The sequence below is a fragment of the Paenibacillus lacisediminis genome (genome assembly GCF_046567315.2).
On record NZ_JBKIAX020000006.1, the window covers coordinates 302330 to 320783 of the forward strand.

Annotated in this window: 19 protein-coding genes; 6 read left to right on the forward strand and 13 right to left on the reverse strand. The window is 52.0% G+C overall.

Going from position 1 to position 18454, the window contains the following annotated elements; translation table 11 throughout:
* Window positions 1-4: 4 nt before the first annotated feature.
* The 3 genes from ACLD72_RS14335 to ACLD72_RS14345 form a co-directional block, all read right to left on the reverse strand.
* Window positions 5-538, reverse strand: coding sequence for an Hsp20/alpha crystallin family protein (locus ACLD72_RS14335; protein WP_410995444.1), 534 nt, complete (start codon window positions 536-538; stop codon window positions 5-7).
* 221 nt (window positions 539-759) lie between these two features.
* On the reverse strand, window positions 760-1248 hold the full coding sequence (locus ACLD72_RS14340; RefSeq protein ID WP_458475824.1) for a hypothetical protein: 489 nt from the start codon (window positions 1246-1248) through the stop codon (window positions 760-762).
* Window positions 1249-1319: 71 nt separating this feature from the next.
* Window positions 1320-1568: a hypothetical protein gene (locus tag ACLD72_RS14345; protein ID WP_410995442.1), complete on the reverse strand. Its 249-nt coding sequence runs from the start codon at window positions 1566-1568 to the stop codon at window positions 1320-1322.
* A gap of 180 nt (window positions 1569-1748) precedes the next feature.
* Between ACLD72_RS14345 and ACLD72_RS14350 the strand changes: the two genes are divergently transcribed.
* The 4 genes from ACLD72_RS14350 to ACLD72_RS14365 are packed head-to-tail and all read left to right on the forward strand — an operon-like array spanning window position 1749 to window position 3090.
* Window positions 1749-2198, forward strand: coding sequence for an Hsp20/alpha crystallin family protein (locus ACLD72_RS14350; RefSeq protein WP_410995441.1), 450 nt, complete (start codon window positions 1749-1751; stop codon window positions 2196-2198).
* Window positions 2199-2597 (forward strand): hypothetical protein, encoded by a 399-nt coding sequence (locus ACLD72_RS14355; RefSeq protein ID WP_410995440.1) that lies wholly within the window; start codon window positions 2199-2201, stop codon window positions 2595-2597. It abuts the gene before it with no gap.
* A gap of 11 nt (window positions 2598-2608) precedes the next feature.
* On the forward strand, window positions 2609-2812 hold the full coding sequence (locus tag ACLD72_RS14360) for a hypothetical protein (RefSeq protein ID WP_251596086.1): 204 nt from the start codon (window positions 2609-2611) through the stop codon (window positions 2810-2812).
* Window positions 2813-2814: 2 nt separating this feature from the next.
* Window positions 2815-3090 carry a hypothetical protein gene (locus ACLD72_RS14365; protein ID WP_251596084.1) on the forward strand — a complete coding sequence of 92 codons (276 nt, stop codon included), beginning with the start codon at window positions 2815-2817 and terminating at the stop codon, window positions 3088-3090.
* Window positions 3091-3338: 248 nt separating this feature from the next.
* On the opposite strand, the gene ACLD72_RS14370 is transcribed toward ACLD72_RS14365, so the two are convergent.
* Entirely contained in the window at window positions 3339-3686 is a 348-nt protein-coding gene (locus ACLD72_RS14370) for a hypothetical protein (protein ID WP_410995439.1), read from the reverse strand.
* 155 nt (window positions 3687-3841) lie between these two features.
* On the opposite strand from ACLD72_RS14370, the gene ACLD72_RS14375 reads away from it, so the two are divergent.
* Entirely contained in the window at window positions 3842-4564 is a 723-nt protein-coding gene (locus ACLD72_RS14375; RefSeq protein ID WP_410995438.1) for a class I SAM-dependent methyltransferase, read from the forward strand.
* Window positions 4565-4634: 70 nt separating this feature from the next.
* On the opposite strand, the gene ACLD72_RS14380 is transcribed toward ACLD72_RS14375, so the two are convergent.
* Complete coding sequence (locus ACLD72_RS14380; protein ID WP_410995437.1) at window positions 4635-6128, reverse strand: protein adenylyltransferase SelO; 1494 nt, start codon at window positions 6126-6128, stop codon at window positions 4635-4637.
* A gap of 197 nt (window positions 6129-6325) precedes the next feature.
* On the opposite strand from ACLD72_RS14380, the gene ACLD72_RS14385 reads away from it, so the two are divergent.
* Complete coding sequence (locus ACLD72_RS14385; protein ID WP_410995436.1) at window positions 6326-7063, forward strand: glycosyltransferase; 738 nt, start codon at window positions 6326-6328, stop codon at window positions 7061-7063.
* Between the two features lie 327 nt (window positions 7064-7390).
* Here ACLD72_RS14385 and ACLD72_RS14390 read toward each other — a convergent pair whose 3' ends face one another.
* The 8 genes from ACLD72_RS14390 to ACLD72_RS14425 all read right to left on the reverse strand — a co-directional run bounded on the left by ACLD72_RS14390 (window position 7391) and on the right by ACLD72_RS14425 (window position 18454).
* A complete protein-coding gene (locus tag ACLD72_RS14390; RefSeq protein ID WP_410995434.1) occupies window positions 7391-8470 on the reverse strand; it encodes a hypothetical protein in 1080 nt (359 codons plus the stop codon).
* Window positions 8448-10868 (reverse strand): C39 family peptidase, encoded by a 2421-nt coding sequence (locus ACLD72_RS14395; RefSeq protein WP_410995433.1) that lies wholly within the window; start codon window positions 10866-10868, stop codon window positions 8448-8450. The genes ACLD72_RS14390 and ACLD72_RS14395 overlap by 23 nt, the downstream gene beginning before the upstream one ends.
* Window positions 10869-11504: 636 nt before the next feature.
* Window positions 11505-13040 (reverse strand): right-handed parallel beta-helix repeat-containing protein, encoded by a 1536-nt coding sequence (locus tag ACLD72_RS14400; RefSeq protein WP_410995674.1) that lies wholly within the window; start codon window positions 13038-13040, stop codon window positions 11505-11507.
* Between the two features lie 45 nt (window positions 13041-13085).
* On the reverse strand, window positions 13086-14051 hold the full coding sequence (locus tag ACLD72_RS14405; RefSeq protein WP_410995431.1) for a carbohydrate kinase family protein: 966 nt from the start codon (window positions 14049-14051) through the stop codon (window positions 13086-13088).
* Window positions 14048-15349 (reverse strand): alpha-galactosidase, encoded by a 1302-nt coding sequence (gene melA / locus ACLD72_RS14410; protein WP_410995429.1) that lies wholly within the window; start codon window positions 15347-15349, stop codon window positions 14048-14050. The genes ACLD72_RS14405 and melA overlap by 4 nt, the downstream gene beginning before the upstream one ends.
* Before the next feature lie 18 nt (window positions 15350-15367).
* On the reverse strand, window positions 15368-16192 hold the full coding sequence (locus tag ACLD72_RS14415; RefSeq protein ID WP_251596071.1) for a carbohydrate ABC transporter permease: 825 nt from the start codon (window positions 16190-16192) through the stop codon (window positions 15368-15370).
* Between the two features lie 18 nt (window positions 16193-16210).
* On the reverse strand, window positions 16211-17146 hold the full coding sequence (locus ACLD72_RS14420; RefSeq protein ID WP_251596069.1) for a carbohydrate ABC transporter permease: 936 nt from the start codon (window positions 17144-17146) through the stop codon (window positions 16211-16213).
* A gap of 15 nt (window positions 17147-17161) precedes the next feature.
* Window positions 17162-18454, reverse strand: coding sequence for an ABC transporter substrate-binding protein (locus ACLD72_RS14425; RefSeq protein WP_410995426.1), 1293 nt, complete (start codon window positions 18452-18454; stop codon window positions 17162-17164).

Here is an 18454-nt window from a genome sequence, read left to right on the forward strand (position 1 = left end):
GGACTCAACTAAACTTTACGGAAATTTCCCGGTAATGTTCGTCTTCCGCTTCCTTTGGCATTCTGATCTCAAAAACGCCGTCCTTATATACGGCCTTGCTGTCCTCTACCCTGACCCGCCTCGGCAGCGGATTCCGCTCCTCCCCGCCGTCCGGCAGCCGAATCCTTACGTCGCCCGCACCGACCATAACCCCGATGTCCTGCGGATTCACGCCCGCAGGCACGCGAAAACGGGTAATCACCGACTGATGGGTTTCGAAATTCTCAAATTGGATTTTTCCCGGGATCCACCCCGATACCGAAGCCTCCTTGCCCATCGTTGGGCCCATCCCTGCGAATGAACTCATCGAGTCCGGCAGCGTCTTCCTTAAGATCTCATTCACATACTGGGATACGGACTGGGGGTCGGGGGGTACCAGGTTGGAATCGTTCAGGGCGTTTTGGCCGGACACCGCTTTTTGAACGAGATCGTTTATGAAGGCGGAAAATCTCTGTTGATTTAGAAAAGGGAATTTGTCATCAAAAAAAGGATTGTTCACGCTGCTCATCTCCTTTCCGTTAAATTAATCCTTGCTTCCGGAACGTGGTCTGGCAGCCGCACCTCGCGCAGAAGGCCGCGTCCGAATCGTTCACGTGAGAGCAGCCTTTATCAATCCGCCCCCCCTCGTCCGAGCAGCGGTTGATCAGGGGCGCCCCGCATCTTTTGCAATATTTATCCTTGCCATTGGCTTCATAGAGACAACGTACACATGTTCGAGTTTCATCTTCCTTGGCCATATGAACCTCCGTTATTGTGCTTGATAGGGGCGTCGACAACATCGCCGTCAAATACATACGATTTGCCGTGACGGGCGATGTTGATTCCTTTGGAACCGCCTACCCCCGCATTCCTTTTGCTGTGCGAGCTCCAGCCCGTCTGCTCGACTTCCCCTACCGCCAAGGCGGCATTCGTGGCCATTCCGTTGACGTTAATGTCCGCCAGGGAGATGCCCGTCCCGGCATGAATCCCTTCGGCCGGACGGCCCGCATGCTGAATCAAAAACTGATCGGCATCGTCGATCATCGTATCGATCACGTCATTGTCGATGACGATGCCAACGCAGTGGGAAAGCTCCGCGCCGGACAAGTTGCCGAATCCGGCATTCGTCTTGCTGTGGGAGCTCCAGCCGTCCGCATGAATGACCGTGCCTATAAATACACCGGAATTGGATTCTATGGAGTTCACCGACAATTTATCCAATGAAATCACCGTTCCCAGCGGTGTTATTTTCAGAGAAATCCCTCCGTTCTTTCAGACTTAATTGTATGTTCAAACTACTCTTATAGGGCTTGACCTTGGCCAGTGGGTCCCACAATATCATTGTCGACAATCGGCGCATCCACTACTTCAGGATCCACGATCGTGCTGACGAATAAAATCGTATTGTTTATGCCGAACTGAATCCCCTGTCCGATATTTAGCTTGGCGTGAGCCGACCATGTGTTTTGCAAAACCTCACCGACGGATATCGTGCTGTTGGTTTTCTGGCCCGCCACGTTGATCGCATTGAAGACAATGGAAACGGCCACTCTAAATCACTCCTTTATTCATCCTATGCAGCCATAAAATGTCCCGATTCCCGGGATGAGCTCTGGGCTCGGCCCCGCGCCATCTCCACCCAGCCTCAACTCATAAAGTGGCCTTGGGAATAATAAGCTTTTAATAGGCTTCATTATTGAAAGTTTTTGCCCAAAAAAGGGGGAGTGGCCATGGAGGTAGACCCTTCAAAGCGGATGCTGCGCAATTTACGCGCACATATGCACGAAACGGTCGGTGAGACTTTCTGGGAGGATATGTCCGGCTTGATTCCGCCGCTGTTCCCCCGGATGGATATGTATCGTCAAGACGGTCAGTTGGTCGCCGTCATTGAGCTTCCCGGCGCCGCCTCACCCGACCGGATCAAAATATCGACGAACGGAAAAACCCTGAAGGTTACCGGCGTCATTCCGCACGATTACCCCGTCCATGAAGATCAGTTATTACGATCGGAACGTTCCCTCGGCAGTTTCAACCGGATGGTTTCCCTGCCGGTCGAGGTCGAGCCGGACAGCGCGGAGGCCGTGTTCGAATACGGTCTGCTTACCGCTACATTTCGATGCAAGCCGGACACTCCCGAACAAGACGTCCCTATTTTGCCTAAGAAGGAGGAGCAAACGTAAATGGGTTTCCTCTTCGGACGCAAGCGCACGGGCAAACCGCATCCCCCGGAAGACCTGCTGGCGCGCCTGGAGAAGATGGAGGCCCAACTGAAGGAAATGCCCCCTGCGAAGACCGAATATCATATCCGGATCGATCAGGTCCACATCCATCATCCGGCGCTGGATCAGCTAACATTTAAATTGGATAGCCTGGATATCGACGAACTCAGCGGTTCCTTGAATTTGGGGAACAATTTCGGGACCGGGGTTCCCCAACCGAAAAAGACGGACGAGAAGCAGCCGGATGAGGTCAAAAGCATAGGCCAGCCCCAAGGAACGGATGCTAAGGGAGCAAATCCGCCGCAACGTCCCGGTTCCGGGTTTCAACAGACGCCCAAAGGGTTTTCATTCAGGAAATAAGGAGGTTTGTGATGAAGCTGCATATTATCGGAGAGATACAGGTGGACCGGATTCAACGTTCTTCGGGCGTTTTTGCCGGAGAAAACCGGCAGTCGGGGTGGAGTTCATCAGCGGTGGACAATCAGGCGGCAGCGGCCTCGCAAGGCCGGGGCAACCGCATTCAGGGGCTTCACTCGGTGCTGATTGGCCAGCAAGTTCCCGGGAAGAAGGTGTAAGTATGGAATTGGTGCTTGCCCCCAATTTCGTCATTGGCCACATCCGGGTGGGAACCGTCGAAGGTGCCTCCTGCATCAATATCGGCAACAACCTGCCGAGCGGATTTACAAGCCACAAGAAGCAAAACCAGGGACTTTCCGTTTCTGGAGACTATAATGAGTTAAAGGACATCGAATCGCTGTTGGACAATGCGGGCAGCTCCGAGCTGCTGGGAAGTGTGTTTGATGAGGACGCGGCGGCGCATGTGTACGCGAAACATCGCCGCGATGCCGTCTGACGCACGGGGGCGAAAAAAACGAGTTTCAGTTCAAAAGGAAAAAGAGCCGATTTCGAAATAACGAAATTGGCTCTTTGATCTTTATGGGATTAGATCCAAGTGCGGAGGACGATTACCAGGAGGATAAACAGAACGAGAATCACACCCACGGAAGTCCCAAATCCAAACCCTGCGCAGGATCCACCGAATCCAGCATTAGCTAAACCCATGTAACATTCACCTCCTTTAAAGAGTAAACCACTCAGGCACTAGATAAAGAAGAACGGCCACAGGAACAAGAGCGAGAGGAGGGCCCAGGGCAGCCAAAAACCTCCAAAGCCGCCAAAGCCTCTAAAGCCGCCTCCAAAACCGCCAAAGGGCCCGAAAGCCTTTGTTTTTGCCCTGGATTTTAAATTGGAAATTTGCCTTTTGGCTTTTGGGGACCGCTTGGAAAGAACCGAAGCTCCTCCGGGTACAACCCCGTCAAATTGAATGCCGTCCGGGCTAACGGCGCTTATCGTTCCAACATAACAGTTTCCGTCATTGAGGACCGCACAGACTGTTCTTCCAATATAGGGTCTGCAACCAGCTTCGTTAATAGGGTAGATCTGCTGCATGCATTTCTGCCTCCCTTCTCGGTGCTTTCGGTTCATCCTATGCTTTGCCAACTCTTGGGGATTGGGTCATTCGTCTATATACGGGTAACTAATCAGCGGATGCCCACCATTATTGATGGCCTGGGGCATATGCTACCCTAGAAAGGGCTGATGACATGAATTATCATGAGATGATCGCGGCGATGGGTGAAGGAGCGGCTCATCCGGGAGGGTTTCAAGGGACACTTGCTTTTCTTGACGAGGTCGACATTCCCCTGGGGTTGCGCGTATTGGAGGTTGGGTGCGGCACCGGGAGAACGGCCTGTTTGCTGGCCCAAAAAGGGGCAAAGGTTACGGCTATGGACCGGAGCTCCACCATGGTGGACAAAGCCAAAAAACGGGCAGAGATGCAGGGGATTGACATTGATGTCATTCAGGGGGATGTTTGCTCCATTCCGTTTGAATCGGACAGCTTCGATGTCGTGTTTGCGGAGTCGGTGACGATTTTCACGGATCCCGTGGAAGCATTTCGGGAGTATTACCGCGTACTTCGAACCGGAGGACAGTTATGGGACCGGGAGCTTTATCAAACAAAACCTCATCCCGAGCTGTACCCGGAAATGTTTAAGCTATACGGCAATCCCCAGCTCCCCGAACTGCAGGCCTGGATGGAGCTGATGCGTGCGGCCGGATTCCGCAACGTTAACCCGTGGAAACCCGGAGCTGCGCCCCTGATTCCTGCGGACTCGGACGGGGAATACATCTTCGATCAGTACCAGTTTTTTGATCTGGAAACGCTGCAGGACCCGAACGCGCTTGGTTTCTTTGCGTCAAATCATGCTTTTTTGATGGATTTCCAAGAGCATCTTTCGTTTGGCGTTTTTATGGGAGAAAAATAATTTCAATTGGCGCGAAAAAGGGACCGGAGCTGATCGAGCTGATCCGATCCCTTTTTTTCATCGGGTTTCATTACGTTCCGCAGAAGGTCCGGTACGGGCAAGCCGCCGGGGCGGGCGGCGCGGCGTATTCGGCCTGTTCCGGAGCGTGTGCAAAAGGGTTCGCGAGCGCCCCCAGAAACCGTTCCATCACGCTGTAGTCTTCCCGTTCCACCGCAGCCTCCAACGCTTCCTCCACCCGGTGGTTCCGGGGAATGAGCGCGGGGTTGCTGCGCCGCATCAGCTCATGGGAGGCCTCCTTGGACTCCGGCTGCTTGCCAAGCCGCTCCCCCCACCGTTCCCGCCACTGTGCAAATTCCGGCGCCCCGAACAAAGCCGAATCATTCTGCCGGTCAAAGGTAAGCGCCAGAAAGGTATTGGTGTAGTCGGCCCGATGCTCATGCATCAGTCCGAGCAAATCTTTGATCAAGGCTTCGTCCTGCGCTTCTTGGGCTTCTTGCGCTTCTTCACCGAACAGCCCCAGCTTAGCACGCATTCCTGCAAGCCAGCGGGATTGGAACAGGCCGGTATACCGAGACAGCTCCCCCTCCGCCAGCTTCACGGCCTCGTCCTCGTTGTCGCTCAGAAGCGGCAGCAGGCTTTCCGCCAACCTCGTCAAATTCCAGAGCCCGATGTAAGGCTGGTTGCCGTAAGCGTACCGGCCGCCCGTATCGATGGAGCTGAACACCGTCGCCGGGTCGTACACATCCATGAACGCGCAGGGGCCGTAATCGATCGTTTCCCCGCTGACGGCCATGTTATCGGTATTCATGACGCCGTGAATAAAGCCGATCAGCTGCCAGCCGGCAATCAGGGAAGCCTGGCGTCCGATCACCGCTTGAAGCAGCGCCAGATAGGGGTTCTGTGCTTCGGACGCTTCCGGGTAATGACGTTTTATCGCATAGTCCGCCAGAGCACGGAGCTCTTCCCCATTGCCGAAATTTGCGGCGTATTGGAACGTGCCGACCCGGAGATGGCTGGCGGCAATCCGGGTCATAATCGCGCCCGGCAGCTCCGTTTCGCGGTAGACGGGCTCCCCGGTTGTCACCACCGCCAGGCAGCGGGTGGTGGGAATCCCCAGGGCGTGCATCGCTTCGCTGATGATGTATTCGCGCAGCATCGGCCCCAGCGCGGCCCGGCCGTCCCCGCCCCGGGAATAAGGCGTCCGGCCGGAGCCTTTGAGCTGGACATCCCAGCGCCCCCCGGAAGGCGCGATCTGCTCACCGACGAGTAAAGCCCGGCCGTCCCCAAGCATCGTGAAGTGTCCGAATTGATGTCCGGCATAAGCCTGCGCCAGCGGGAAGGTTCCTTCCGGCACCCGATTTCCGGCAAACACCGCGACATTTTCTTCGCTGCGCAGCGTCTCGGCGTTTAACCCCAGCTCCCCGGCCAGCGCCTCGTTCAAAACGGCCAGCTTCGGCAGACGGACGGGATTCAGGTCGATCCGCGAATAAAAGATGTCCGGCAATTGGGCATAGCTGTTATCAAAGTTCCACCCTGCGGTAGAAACGGTTATTTTCGTCGTCATAAGTGTCTCCCTGCTCTAAACGATGGTTTGATTTATTATACACAATTTCAGGCCCACGCCATTCATCGTTCCCAGGGGCATTCGGACCGTTGTCCCCCACAATGTGGATATGCCGTTACCGTTATATACCTCGTACATATTGTAAGAGTGAGATACGGACTTGGTGAATGAAATTACGGATAAGGGGGAGTGATGAAATGGGAATCGTCCATAAAAAATCGATCTACCCGCAGGGAATTTCCATTATCACCTGCACGAACCGACGAAGCTATATCAAAAATCTGTTCAACAACTTTGCCAGGCAGCTCCATCCCAAAAAAGAGCTGATCATCGTCGTAAATAACGATAAAATTCCGCTTGAACCTTATTTAAACATGGCAAGACGATATCGAAACGTTTACGTCTACCGCTTGCCTGGGAGTTTCTCGCTTGGCGCTTGTTTAAACTACGCCGTCAAGAAAACGAAGCACCGCTACATTGCCAAGTTCGATGATGACGACTACTATGCTCCTTATTATTTGACCGCCAGTTTGCGGGACTTCCGAAGAACCGGCGCTCACGTCATTGGAAAGCGGGCGCATTATATGTATTTACGCGGATCGAAGACGCTGATCCTTCGTTTTCCGCAGGATGAAAACCGGCCCGTCACCGAAATTCCGGGCGCTACCCTTGTTTTCAAGCGGAAAGTATTAAGCCGCGTTCAGTTCCCCAATCAAAGCGTGGGGGAAGATGACCTTTTTTGCCTGCGTTGCAAACAGAAAGGATACAAAGTTTATTCCGGAGAAAAAACCAACTTTGTCGCGATTCGCCGCAAAAATTCCTCCAACCATACGTGGATCATCAGCGATAAAGAGCTGATCGCCCATCACAAAAAGATCCCAAACGTGAAAAATTACAAAAAATTTGTACAAAGTAAACCGAAGGGGGGCTGGTAATGGAACATCTTCCTTCTTTATCCTTCATCCAGGCCTCCAGTCGAAATAAGGACAAAAAACGGCGTTATTTATGCGATATCCGTCCATTTGAGAGAAATAGAGGCATTTTATGTAGTTATCTCCCTTAATTGTTTGATAATTCCTGAGCTTGGGGCCATTCCTGGGTAAAATAAGAACAAAAAATGTCGCTAATGGGGATGAACCTGCCCGGCTCCGGATTATAAGCACATAAAATTCCGCTATTTTGTCTTTCAAAACCCGAAAAGCACAGGGAGCCTTTCCTCGAAACACCGTTCAAGAAGGTTTCCTGTGCTTTGGATATGACTCTCACATATTATGCAGCTCTTTAATCTCTCCGCCTTTCAGTTCTACAAATACTTGGGCAGCGGCAGTATTCTGGCTAAACCAATCGGCGGAAACTTCGGCATCATATAAAGTCCAGTTTTCGGCATTCATTTCCTCGGTATTTAGATATGTTGATTTTTTTAGTTCAATTTCTTGTTCATTGGTTTTCATCCACACTCGAACGACCTGAAGGTTCTTACTGTAAAGGTGCACGGCAATGTTCATCAAACCGGAATGGTCCGTATCATAAGCTAGTACGTAAGTGTCGTACAATTTCAAGTATTCATCATGGTAACCGCTAAAAAGGCTTATCACATTTCGGAATGGATACGTATCCTCAGTCCACTCCGTATCCGCCTCATCCCCGCTCTTGATCGCATCGGGATACAGACGCTCTGAATCCATGTCCAGCAACGGCTGACATGAGCTGCTCAGCTCTTTCGACGCTGCCGGGCCGCCTCCTCCATCTTCTGGTTCAGGGGCTAATTTCGCAAGAAAGGATTCCCGGTTGGAATAATAGTTGCCTTCATCCAAGATGGTTAAATCTACGGGATCGTCAATGTATCCCGAGTCTTTGTAAAAAAGCCTTCTGCTTTCATCCGAAAAAACAGGGATAATGGCGGCCAAATCCAAGGTGTCCGAAGTCCAAACCGGATTCGTTCCCAAAGCCACCGTTCCCTTAAACCCTGCGGAATTTAACCGCTCATTGGTCCAGTAACGATACATTGTAAACTCGTACGGAGCAACCACGGTATTTCCCCAAGTATCCAGATTGCTTCCCTCTAGGGAGATGTAGGGAAAATACGGGACAGGCTCGTTAGCGACTTCTGTATCCAGCGCTCTAAAGCAGGCTATGGCTTTACTGGGCAAATCGTTTTCCTCTTGCTGTTCCGGTTGCTGTTTATTAACCGTCACCGATTGCTCAGTGGATGGCTGTTTACTATCGGTTAGAGGCTGATTATTCGTCGGGTTATTCGAACAACCCGCCAATAATAGAATAACGAGGATGATCCATACCGATCTAAGCACTTCTTTTCGGTTACCTTTTACTATAAAGCTCATTATAGTCCGCTACCACCCATCCCTTATATTTTGCTCCTTTGGCCGAGCCTTGCTTAAACATCTTCTTAAGAGAGGTAACTTCTCCTCCAGAGGGATTGATCACCAGCATATCTTTACTTTTCTCATCGTAACCTACAGCCAAAATCCAATGCCCAGAGCGTGCATCCGTTTGATACTGCGATTTTGTAATATCGATCAGAACGGGATTTCCCTGATCGATCGAGGTCTTCGCATAATTGTATAAAATTTCGACACTTTTGTCCGAACTGGTTATTGAATCAAACAAAGCTTCACTTCCCATATGACGGTCAAACTGAATATTGGGGATGCTCTCCATTTTTAAACTTGCACCCACAAACACGCCTTTCGTCTTCAACTCTTTGTTCAACTGCGAAGGATTTATAACCTTGCCCCTTTTCCATGACTCAGCCATAGCTACAGCAGTTAATGTACATCCTGCCTCATAGATGTTGGTTTTTGTACTGTTCCCTAATTTCTCGTTATACCAACTTGGCTTTGTTCCATCTAAATACCTGTCTTGCGAAAAAATCGGCATGGATCCCAGGTTCGGAATCGCTGTCCAATTGGATGATATTTCAACACTCGCCACGGATTTGTAAGAGCCTAAATCAACCTTCTTTGGAGTTACGGGAAATTGAGACTGACTGGTTGGAGAAGTCTTGGCTGAGCTCGTTGGCTGCTGTTGAATTCCCCCCTGTCCAAATACCCCCAGTAAAATTGCGGCGATCCCGGGTTGGACATCCTTAGCCTCGCTATTGTGATTACTATCGGAAGTATACTTCCCTTTTACGCTTACTGTAGTTTGATTAAAAATATAAGTTGAATTTTGCCCCTTTAAATAATACCCGAAACCATTGAATAACTCCGCAAAAACGAGCATGGCCGATAAATCTTTTGAATCGTATGTTAACTTGACTCCAAAATTCATTTTCTTGAGCTGATTTTTTAACACCTGAATAGAATCATCCTCAAAAGACGTTCCAATTGAAATTTTGTTTTTACCGTCCTGCATGGAGTATTCAAAAGCCATTCCTTTGGAGAAATATTTTTGGCATTCTCTATAATGTATAGCAAACACCAACTCCGGAGGAATGTCTAATTCCCGGCCGATCCTCTCATAAACGGCTTTATGAGTTGCCCACCATTTTAGCAAAAATGTTCTTGTTGAGTCAGACAACTTACTTGCTAGATCCCCGGATAGAAGTAAATCATGATTACGCTTGTATGCTCCGCCAGGATTCGTATTGGCTTTTACCGTTCTCTGGTAAATGGTGAAGTCGAACCGTGTATTTACCACTTGCTCCTGTCCATTTTCCTGATTTATGCCCGAAAAGGCCTTCCCGGCAAACCCTATTCCCGTCCACAGCGTCTTATAATCGGCATCATCCACCATTTCCGAAGACAGGGAATACTTTTCCTTCAATGCCGATCTGAGTTTCTCCGCGTACGCATGCGCGCTGTTCATTTCGTTTTGCATGTTTTTCGCTGTATATTCATGCCAAGCTGCTTGGGCCCGGCCGATTTCGGCGAGCAGTTTATGTATTTCGTTCAGTTGAATCTTGGCCCAGGCACCTTCGGGCCCCTCCTTCATGGCCAAGCCTAACAAATATGTATACTGGTTATCCTGCGGCATCAGAACCGGAACAAACTTATCGTCTTTCGTGATCTGAAACGAAGGATCGTAAGAGCAAGCCGTAATGGGAGATTCTTTATAAAATCCACTTAAGTTTACGTTTCCTGCGTAAAAGTCTTCACTGATTCTCAGGTCCTTCAGCACTTTTCTAAGCCTTTCCGCTTCTTTATGCGCCCCATCCATCAAAGGTTTGTTATTAAATGCTTGATATACAGAATAGGCTACTTGGGCCCGGGCAATGTCGTATCTGGCTTTAAAAATCTTGTCCAGTTGCCCCTTGGCTTCTTCCTTATCCTCTTCTGTGCCGCTAAGGGTTTGCGCGTGCAGCTTTTGCACCACCGGATCTTCGAACAAGGGATCCTTTAAGTAGGCTGCTGCGCCTTCACCGGCGATAATTCCATCCTTCGAGTAGTAAGAAGAAGGCGGGATAAATTTCTGCTGTGCGGCTCTATTGGCCGCTTCCTCACTGTCCAGGTAGGCCTGTGCCGCCTGTTTCAGTCCCCCCGCTTTTTCGTAAAGTTCATCGGTCACAGATCTCGCCAAATTCATAATATTCCGCAGCCTGTTGTCCACTTCATCCAATGCCCGTTGAACTGAACGTTCATCATATTCGCTTCGAACATCTTGCACTAACCTGGATAAATCTTGATAAACCCTGCGCTCGCTGTTCTCTACTTGATTGCCTAAAGTTTTCAGCTTCGCGGAGAGTTCTTCTAATTTCCCCGTATCCACTTTCATGCTCATCGTTTACTTTCCATCCCGGAAACTAGGTTTTATTTCACAGAGGGGAGGTAATATTTACCTCCATGGCTCTTGATATTATACTTACAATGCATATCCCAAACAATGGAAGTCTCAAAAAAATAATCCCTTTGAAGTAGAAACTTATAGTTTATAGCGGGACATCTGTCTCATAGCAGCAGATAACTTTTTTTGAATTGTAGGTACATGGATTAACATAAGAAAAACGCCTGACGGCGTCCATTAGTAGCTCTGGCTTCTACTTTGGAGCGATTGGTGGCTCTTCCTAAACTTTCGACGCTGCTCTAACGGACACCAGCGACCTTATCTCCCCATTTCCCGGGTATTTCCCAGCCTAACGGACACACATGAACCTATTTTGCTCTAAACCCGTTCATCCAGGCCGATTTGGGGTAAATAACGTCATCTGTGTCCGTTACACTTTGCAATCCTCCGTTTTTCCTCAAATAACGGCTCTGGTGTCCCTTAGCCCCCCACGTTCCTCCTCTTTCCCCCCTCTCTACCTGCGCACCGCCCTCTACCTTGCCCGAATTTTTATAAATATAATATAAATAAACAAAAGCCCTCTTGGGTAAGAGGGCTTTTGAGGAATCCAATAGAATTGTGCTAAAATAACATTTACTCGTCGGCGCCGATATTCACGGCGTTGCCTTTTACGCGGGGCTCCCCGTCAATATCCTCGGTTCCGATGATGGCGGTGTCCGTGTTCCCAGCATCGATTGCCGGAGACGAAGACTGCAAGTGGAAGTCGCCGTTCGCGGCATTTATGAATTTAGGATCGGCAAACAGCGAATGCGCATCGTTGCCGGTTCCCTTTTGGTACGAGGAGAATCCCGTATATTCTTTATTTTTCCAGGTCCAGGTGGCATCCGAGCTGCCGCCCGGAGCAAAATACAAGTTGTAATCCACCACGTTGCCGGAGTTTTTGGTGTATTCATTGTAGATCAAAACATCCGTGGAGTTGGCCACGAAAATATTGTTTTTGATCACGTTGTTTTGGGTATCGTATTGCACGAGAAGCTGGCCGTTATAGCCGTTCAAAGTATCGTTTTTGTACACCGTATTGTTGACGATCTTGCAGTTTACCGTAGAGCCGCGCTCGTCATCATAACCGCCCATAGCGATACCAGTCAGACGGTTGTTATAGATCACGTTGCTGCGCACTGTAATATTGCTGGTGGATTTGCCGGCATGTTCGGAGGCGATTTCCAGGCCGATGTCGTTGCTGTAGCTGTAGTTCTGCTCGATAATGCTGTCCTTGCCGCCATCCACATAAATGCCGCCGGCCGAATTGTCGTCTTTCCCGTAAGACGGGTTATTTTTGACGGAATTGTTGTACACCCGGTTGCCTTTCACGAGCCCGTTTCGCGCCTGATCGTAAGCGGTCTTCGGGGCGGTTCCCTCAAAGCCGATCAGATCGATCCCGATGTTGTCATTATCGTGAACGAGGTTGCCGGTCACCGCAAAGCCATCGACATTGCCGTTTAAAACGAGCGCTTCGCTGGAGCCCAGCACAAGATTGTACAGCTCATTGCCGCTGATCGTCAGGTCGTGGATCGAATCGGGAGCTTTCGTGCCATAAACGGCGATGCCGTGGGCGTCCCGGCCCAGCCGATCGCTGCCGCTCGGGGTAGCCGTGTTTTTGATGTCATGGACTTTGTTGTTGGACAGATTAATGAATCCGCCCGCGCCATGGACATAAATGCCTACAGGCACCGCATTCTTGGAAGCCGTGGTAAACCCGCGGACTTCAAAACCCTGAACGGTAACGTAATCGACATCCTCCAGCTCGATCAGCCCTTCGCTTCCGTTGACCGAAAGTCCAGCGCCGTCAATGATGGGGGTCTCGTTGCCATAGTTGGTGAACACAATGGGACCCTGGGAAGCGGAGCCGGAGCGGGTGATCTTCAGCTTCTGATTATACACCCCGCCGCGGACGTAAACCGTGCTGCCCGCAGGGGCCACGTCAGCCGCGTGCTGCAGCGTCTTCCACGGTGCGTTGCTTGTTCCCGCGTTGGAATCGCTGCCGCTCGTCGCCACATAATATTCGGTTCCGGCCGCGGAGGCAGCCGGGGGCTGCACATTTCCGGCAACCAAACCAAGACCTAAAACCACACCCAAACTCGCCAGTAATATTTTCCCCAATTTCATTATTATTCCTCATCTCCCTTTGTTTGGTATAGCCATTATACCACAACTTTACTGAACCTGTCCTGTTTGCAAACTGAGGACGGCCTCCACCGTCGGCAGGCTCCCGGTGCCGCCAATGCCAAGCGTCGACAGCGCCCCGCACGCGTTGGCGAATCGCAGCAGCTCCTCACCGCGGCGGCCGAGCAGATAGCCGTAAATGATCCCCGCATTAAAGCAATCGCCCGCTCCCGTCGTATCCACCGGGGGCACCACGTAAGGCCCGGCCGAGACCACGCTTCCGTCAGGCTGGCGCAGCGAAGCGCCTCTGGAGCCTTGCTTGACCGCCACCAGCCCCGCCACGGGAGGGAGCCCGGACTCAAGGACACGGATGACCCGGCCGGCCGGGAAAATATGCAGCAGTTCATCCTCACTCGGAATGAACAGATCCGTTTCCGCCAGCAGCGCGCCGATGCCGTCGCGATCCCACTGGTTGGCCACATCCCACCCCGTATCAAAGGACGTGCTGATCCCGTCCGCGCGCAGCCGTGCAAAAAGCTCCAGCCAATGCGGTCTCATGCCGTCTTGCAAATAATAAGACCCGAAATGCAGATGGCGGGCCTGCCGCAGCAGCGTGTCCGGGATATACTCCGGGGTCAGCAGCGGGATGCTGCCGGCGTAGGTTAGCAGCCCGCGGTCGGCGGGCGTGGAGAAGGAAAGCGTCACGCCCGTCTTCACGCCCGGCAGCCGGGTTACATGCTCAGTGTTAACACCCATCCGCTGCAGTTCGCCCGTGCAGAAGGCGCCGAAGTCGTCGTCCCCCACCACGCTGACAAACCTCACGTCCGCCCCCAGGCTGGCCAGCGCGCAGGCCGTGATCGCCGAGGAGGAACCAAGCACGACCTCGAACCCGTCGACCATCTTCTCCCGGTTCCATACCGGCATGACATCCTCGCCGGACACAATGATGTCCACGTTCAGTTCGCCGGCGACAACAACAACGGGCCTTGTCTCCTGAGTCCCTTGCGATCGCATCATTTCAACACCGGAACAAAGCCTTGTTCCGCCTCATACAACTCTTCGAACATGCTGCCGATTTCGTCCAGGGAGCAAACGGCCGCGGACAACGGGTCCACCATCAGCGCATGGCGGGCCATTTCCTTGTCTTTTCGCAGCACGGCTTCCACCGCCAGGTCAAAAAAGGCCATGTTCGAGCGGCACAATGCGGCCAGATGCTCCGGCAGTCTCCCGAAACGGGTAGGCTGCACGCCCCTGCGGTCCACCAGGCAGGCTACCTCAACCACGCCGTCCGCCGGGAGATTTTCGATCAGCCCCCGGTTCGGGACGTTGCCGTAAATGATCTTTGGCTCGTTTTTCAATACGGCTTCGATAATCACGGCCGCATATTCATTGCTCGATTGCATTTCGAGCGGCAACGTACCCTCAAGTTGCTGGGCGATCTGCTCATCGTTCTCCTTGCGCCAAATTGGCCAATTGTCGGCATAGAAACCCGTGGCTCCGTTATAGCCGGCATTGCAGTGCAAATCGATGAGCGCTTGCCGTTTCCGGTAGTACGGAATATACTCCGAGAAATGGCCGCTCGATTCCGAGACGAAGGCGCCCAAATATTTCATCGCGTCAAAGCGCACCGGGTCCTGCCGCAGCAGTTCGGGGTCTTTGATTTTTTCCAGCAGAACGGGGTACAGGTCCTTCCCGTCGTGGGCCAGCTCCACGAACCAGGACATGTGGTTGATGCCGCCGGCTCTCCAATGCATTTCTTCGTAAGGAACCCCGGCATATTCCGCCAGCTGCGCGGACGTGTTCTGGATGGAGTGGCAGAGGCCGACCACCGGCAGGTCCGTGATGCGGGAAGTCAGCAACGTTACCGCGGACATCGGATTGGTATAGTTCAAAATCATCCCGTCCGGACACAGCTCTTCGACATCCCGGACGATCTCGATCCAGCTGGGAAGCGTGCGCAGTGTTTTAAACAGCCCCCCTGGTCCCAATGTATCGCCAATGCATTGATTAACCCCGTATTTCAGCGGAATTTCATATTCGTAGCGAACCGTCTCCAGGCCGCCGACCTCAATCTGGTTAATCACAAATTGCGAGCCGCCGATGACTTCCCTGCGGTCCGTGGAGGCGATCACCTCCCACCGTTTCCCCGTCATTTCCACGATTTTGCGCACCAGCCTGCGCGCCAGCTCCAGCCGCCGCTCGTCGATATCAACCAGGGCGATCGTGCCGCCCTCCAAACCTTCGATCAACAAGATATCCATGGCGATATCCCGGGTAAACGCACTGCCTGCACCGATAATAGAAATTTTCGTCATAGCTCTTCTCCTCGCTCCTTATTTCATGCCTGTCATCGTCAGGCCTTTTATGAATTGCTTCTGGAAGATCAGGAACACAATAATAACCGGTAATGTAATCAGAACCGCCGCGGACATGACGACGTTGTAATTGACCATATGCGTTCCGTTAAAATAAACCAACGCGAGCGGAACGGTCATCTTGCTCTCATCATTTAATACAATCAGCGGCCACAGGTAGTTGTTCCAGGAGTTCATGAACGTGAAAATGCCCAAAGCCGACAGCATCGGCAGGATCAGCGGCGAAACGATACGGAGCATCAGCCTGAACTCGCCGGCGCCGTCCATTCTGGCCGCCTCCAGCAGTTCCTGCGGGATCTCCTCGATAAATTGCTTGGCCAGGAACACCCCGTAGGAGCTGACCAGATTGGGCAAAATGATCGCCATCAGCTGGTTGACGAGTCCCAGCTCGGCCGTAATGAGATAAGTCGGGATCATAATGACCTGGAACGGAATCATCATCGTCGCCAGGATCAGGACGAACAGCAGTCTTTTTCCCTTAAATCGATGTTTGGCAAAAATATATCCGGCCAGGGAACTGGTGAACAAGGTCATGACCGTAATGATGACGGAGGTTGCCAAGCTGTTGAACAGCCAGGTGACAAACGGCGCGTCGCGAAAAACCGTCCGGTATCCCTCCAGGCTGGGCTGCCGGGGGAACAACCCGCCGGAGCCCGAGACGATCTCCATATTGCTTTTTAGCGAAGACAGCACCATCCAGGCGTAAGGCAGCAGCATGATACAGGCTGCAATGGCCAGGACAGCGATAAGAACCCCGTCCCAATACTTACGTTTATACGGCATAGGCTTCTTTTCCTCCTCTCAATGCTCCCACTGGGTGCGTCCCCATCTCAACTGCAGCAAGGTCACGAGCAAAATGATCATGAGAAACACGGTTGCCATCGCCGAAGCATATCCCATGTTCGAATTGGCAAACGCCTGGTCGTAAATGTGCAGCGCCAGCACCCGCGTCTCGTTGAACGGCTCCCCCTTCGTCATGATCTGGAACTGGGGGAAGGCCTGGAAGTAGGAAACGACTGTGGTCACGGAGACGAACAGCAGCGTTCTGCGCAGCAATGGCAGCGTGATGTGGAAAAAGATATGCCACCGTCCCGCGCCCTCCAGAATCGCCGCTTCATAGTACATGTCGGGAATGGAATCCAGCCCGGCAATGAAAAGAACGATATTATAGCCAATATCGGCCCACAAGGTCATCATAATGACGGAATAAAGCGCATAATGCGGATCGCTGAGCCACTGGATCGGGGCCATATGCAGCTTGGCCAGCAGGATGTTGAACAAGCCGTTGTTGTAATTGAACATCGTGCTCCATACGATGGCCGTTCCCGCCAGCGGCGCGATCGTTGGAAGAAAAAATACGGTGCGGAACAAACTTTTCAGCCAGGGGATTCTGACCCGCTGAATGGCCGAGGCGATCAACAGCGTGATGACGATATTGATCAGTACGGTGATCGTTACGAATTTGAACGTGACCCATAGCGACTTCAGGAAAACGGCGTCCTGGGCCATGCGGATATAGTTGTCCGCCCCCACGAACAACGCCTTGGAGCTAAGCGGATCATACTTGAACACGGACAAGCCCAGGCTCCAGGCGATGGGAAGGAACGCAAACACCCCGAACAGGAGCAGGATCGGCACCAATGAAATGAGGATGAATCTCCGCTTTGCTCTGTACCCCGCCGCCTTTCCCGCCGCTTTTAGCTTATCCGCCTTGTTGGTCGGTACAACAGTACTCATGCCCGAACACCCCTATCACTTATGTTGATCTTGGTTATCGTTGATGGCTTTTTCGATTTTCGCCAATCCGTCCGCTACGCTCAGCTGTCCGCTGGCCATCAGCTGAAAATGGTCGTTGACCTGCTTGAAGAAGTAATCGCGGTCCGCCACGGGACCGATCCATTGGCCAAGCGACAAGATTTCCAGCGAGGTTTTCATATACGGATTGTTTTTCAGGAATTCAGGGTCTTCGGCGATTTCTTTTTTGGCTGGAACGGTGAAGGTGTCCGTATTCCATTCTTCAAGATTGTCCTTTTCCGTAATGAACCGGATAAACTCAAGCGCGGCTTCCTGCTGTTTGCCTTGCTTCGCTACCGCAAGGCCCCAGCCGGATTCGGCGGCAAAAACGGGCGGGTTCTCCGTAAAGGACGGTACGGGCACGTATTCAAAATCGCTGACCTTATAGTTGTTCAGTCCAGAGGAAATCGTCCAAGGCCCGCGGTAGGTCATAGCTGAGTTCCCGCGAAAAAAATAATCGGAGGTGTCCAGCTCCCCGCCAAACGAGGTCAAATCCGCAACTTTGTCGTCGGCCACGAGCGAGACCAAAGCGGACATCGCCGTCTGCGCCTCCGGGGTGTGGAAATTCACATGTCCGTCCTCTCCCCAGAAGCTGGCGCCCTGCTGGAGAATCAGCGATAAGTAAGTAAACGTGATATTGTCCGACGATACAAAATCGAAGCCCTTCACTTTAAGGACATCGCCTTCGCGGACAGTCAGTTTTTTGGCGTAATCGACCAGTTCCGCCCAGGTGGACGGCGGCTGATCGAAGCCCTGCTCCTTCAACATTTGCGGGTGGATCAGCATGCCGCCGTTTTCAATGTTGTATTCAAGCGGCAGCCCGTACAGCTTGCCATCCCGCAAATACCCGCCGAGGGGGGCGTCATAGTACGCTTTTTTTACATTTTCGCCATCGGGGATTTCAACGAGCAGGTCATTCTTGGAATATGCGGGAACCCAAGTGCCAAACAGCTCGGCGACATCGGGCGGTGTGCTCGCGGAAAATGAAGCTTTCAGCTTTTGATTGTACACGTCATACGGAAAGGTCTGATAATCAATCGTTACATCGGGATGCAAGGTCTGATACTTCGAGATTAATTTTTTGTATGCGTTTACAATTGCGTCTTCTTGGTGGCTCCAAAAGACCAGTTTTACCTTGCCTTCCGTATCTAAGGATGTATCGCCGCCTGAAGCGGATGGGCCTGCACAGCCCGCTGCGGCGAATACAACGCAAACCACCGCGATGATCAGCATGATTTTGGAAAACCGCAT

Bases quoted from the DNA above. Each gene is read 5' to 3' on its own strand.
- ACLD72_RS14425 (WP_410995426.1), bottom strand. From the start codon at position 18,454: ATGCGGTTTTCCAAAATCATGCTGATCATCGCGGTGGTTTGCGTTGTA.
- ACLD72_RS14355 (WP_410995440.1), top strand. From the start codon at position 2,199: ATGGGTTTCCTCTTCGGACGCAAGCGCACGGGCAAACCGCATCCCCCG.
- ACLD72_RS14370 (WP_410995439.1), bottom strand. From the start codon at position 3,686: ATGCAGCAGATCTACCCTATTAACGAAGCTGGTTGCAGACCCTATATT.
- ACLD72_RS14420 (WP_251596069.1), bottom strand. From the start codon at position 17,146: ATGAGTACTGTTGTACCGACCAACAAGGCGGATAAGCTAAAAGCGGCG.
- melA (WP_410995429.1), bottom strand. From the start codon at position 15,349: ATGACGAAAATTTCTATTATCGGTGCAGGCAGTGCGTTTACCCGGGAT.
- ACLD72_RS14360 (WP_251596086.1), top strand. From the start codon at position 2,609: ATGAAGCTGCATATTATCGGAGAGATACAGGTGGACCGGATTCAACGT.
- ACLD72_RS14405 (WP_410995431.1), bottom strand. From the start codon at position 14,051: ATGATGCGATCGCAAGGGACTCAGGAGACAAGGCCCGTTGTTGTTGTC.
- ACLD72_RS14380 (WP_410995437.1), bottom strand. From the start codon at position 6,128: ATGACGACGAAAATAACCGTTTCTACCGCAGGGTGGAACTTTGATAAC.
- ACLD72_RS14375 (WP_410995438.1), top strand. From the start codon at position 3,842: ATGAATTATCATGAGATGATCGCGGCGATGGGTGAAGGAGCGGCTCAT.
- ACLD72_RS14390 (WP_410995434.1), bottom strand. From the start codon at position 8,470: ATGAGCTTTATAGTAAAAGGTAACCGAAAAGAAGTGCTTAGATCGGTA.
- ACLD72_RS14385 (WP_410995436.1), top strand. From the start codon at position 6,326: ATGGGAATCGTCCATAAAAAATCGATCTACCCGCAGGGAATTTCCATT.
- ACLD72_RS14415 (WP_251596071.1), bottom strand. From the start codon at position 16,192: ATGCCGTATAAACGTAAGTATTGGGACGGGGTTCTTATCGCTGTCCTG.
- ACLD72_RS14395 (WP_410995433.1), bottom strand. From the start codon at position 10,868: ATGAGCATGAAAGTGGATACGGGGAAATTAGAAGAACTCTCCGCGAAG.
- ACLD72_RS14350 (WP_410995441.1), top strand. From the start codon at position 1,749: ATGGAGGTAGACCCTTCAAAGCGGATGCTGCGCAATTTACGCGCACAT.
- ACLD72_RS14365 (WP_251596084.1), top strand. From the start codon at position 2,815: ATGGAATTGGTGCTTGCCCCCAATTTCGTCATTGGCCACATCCGGGTG.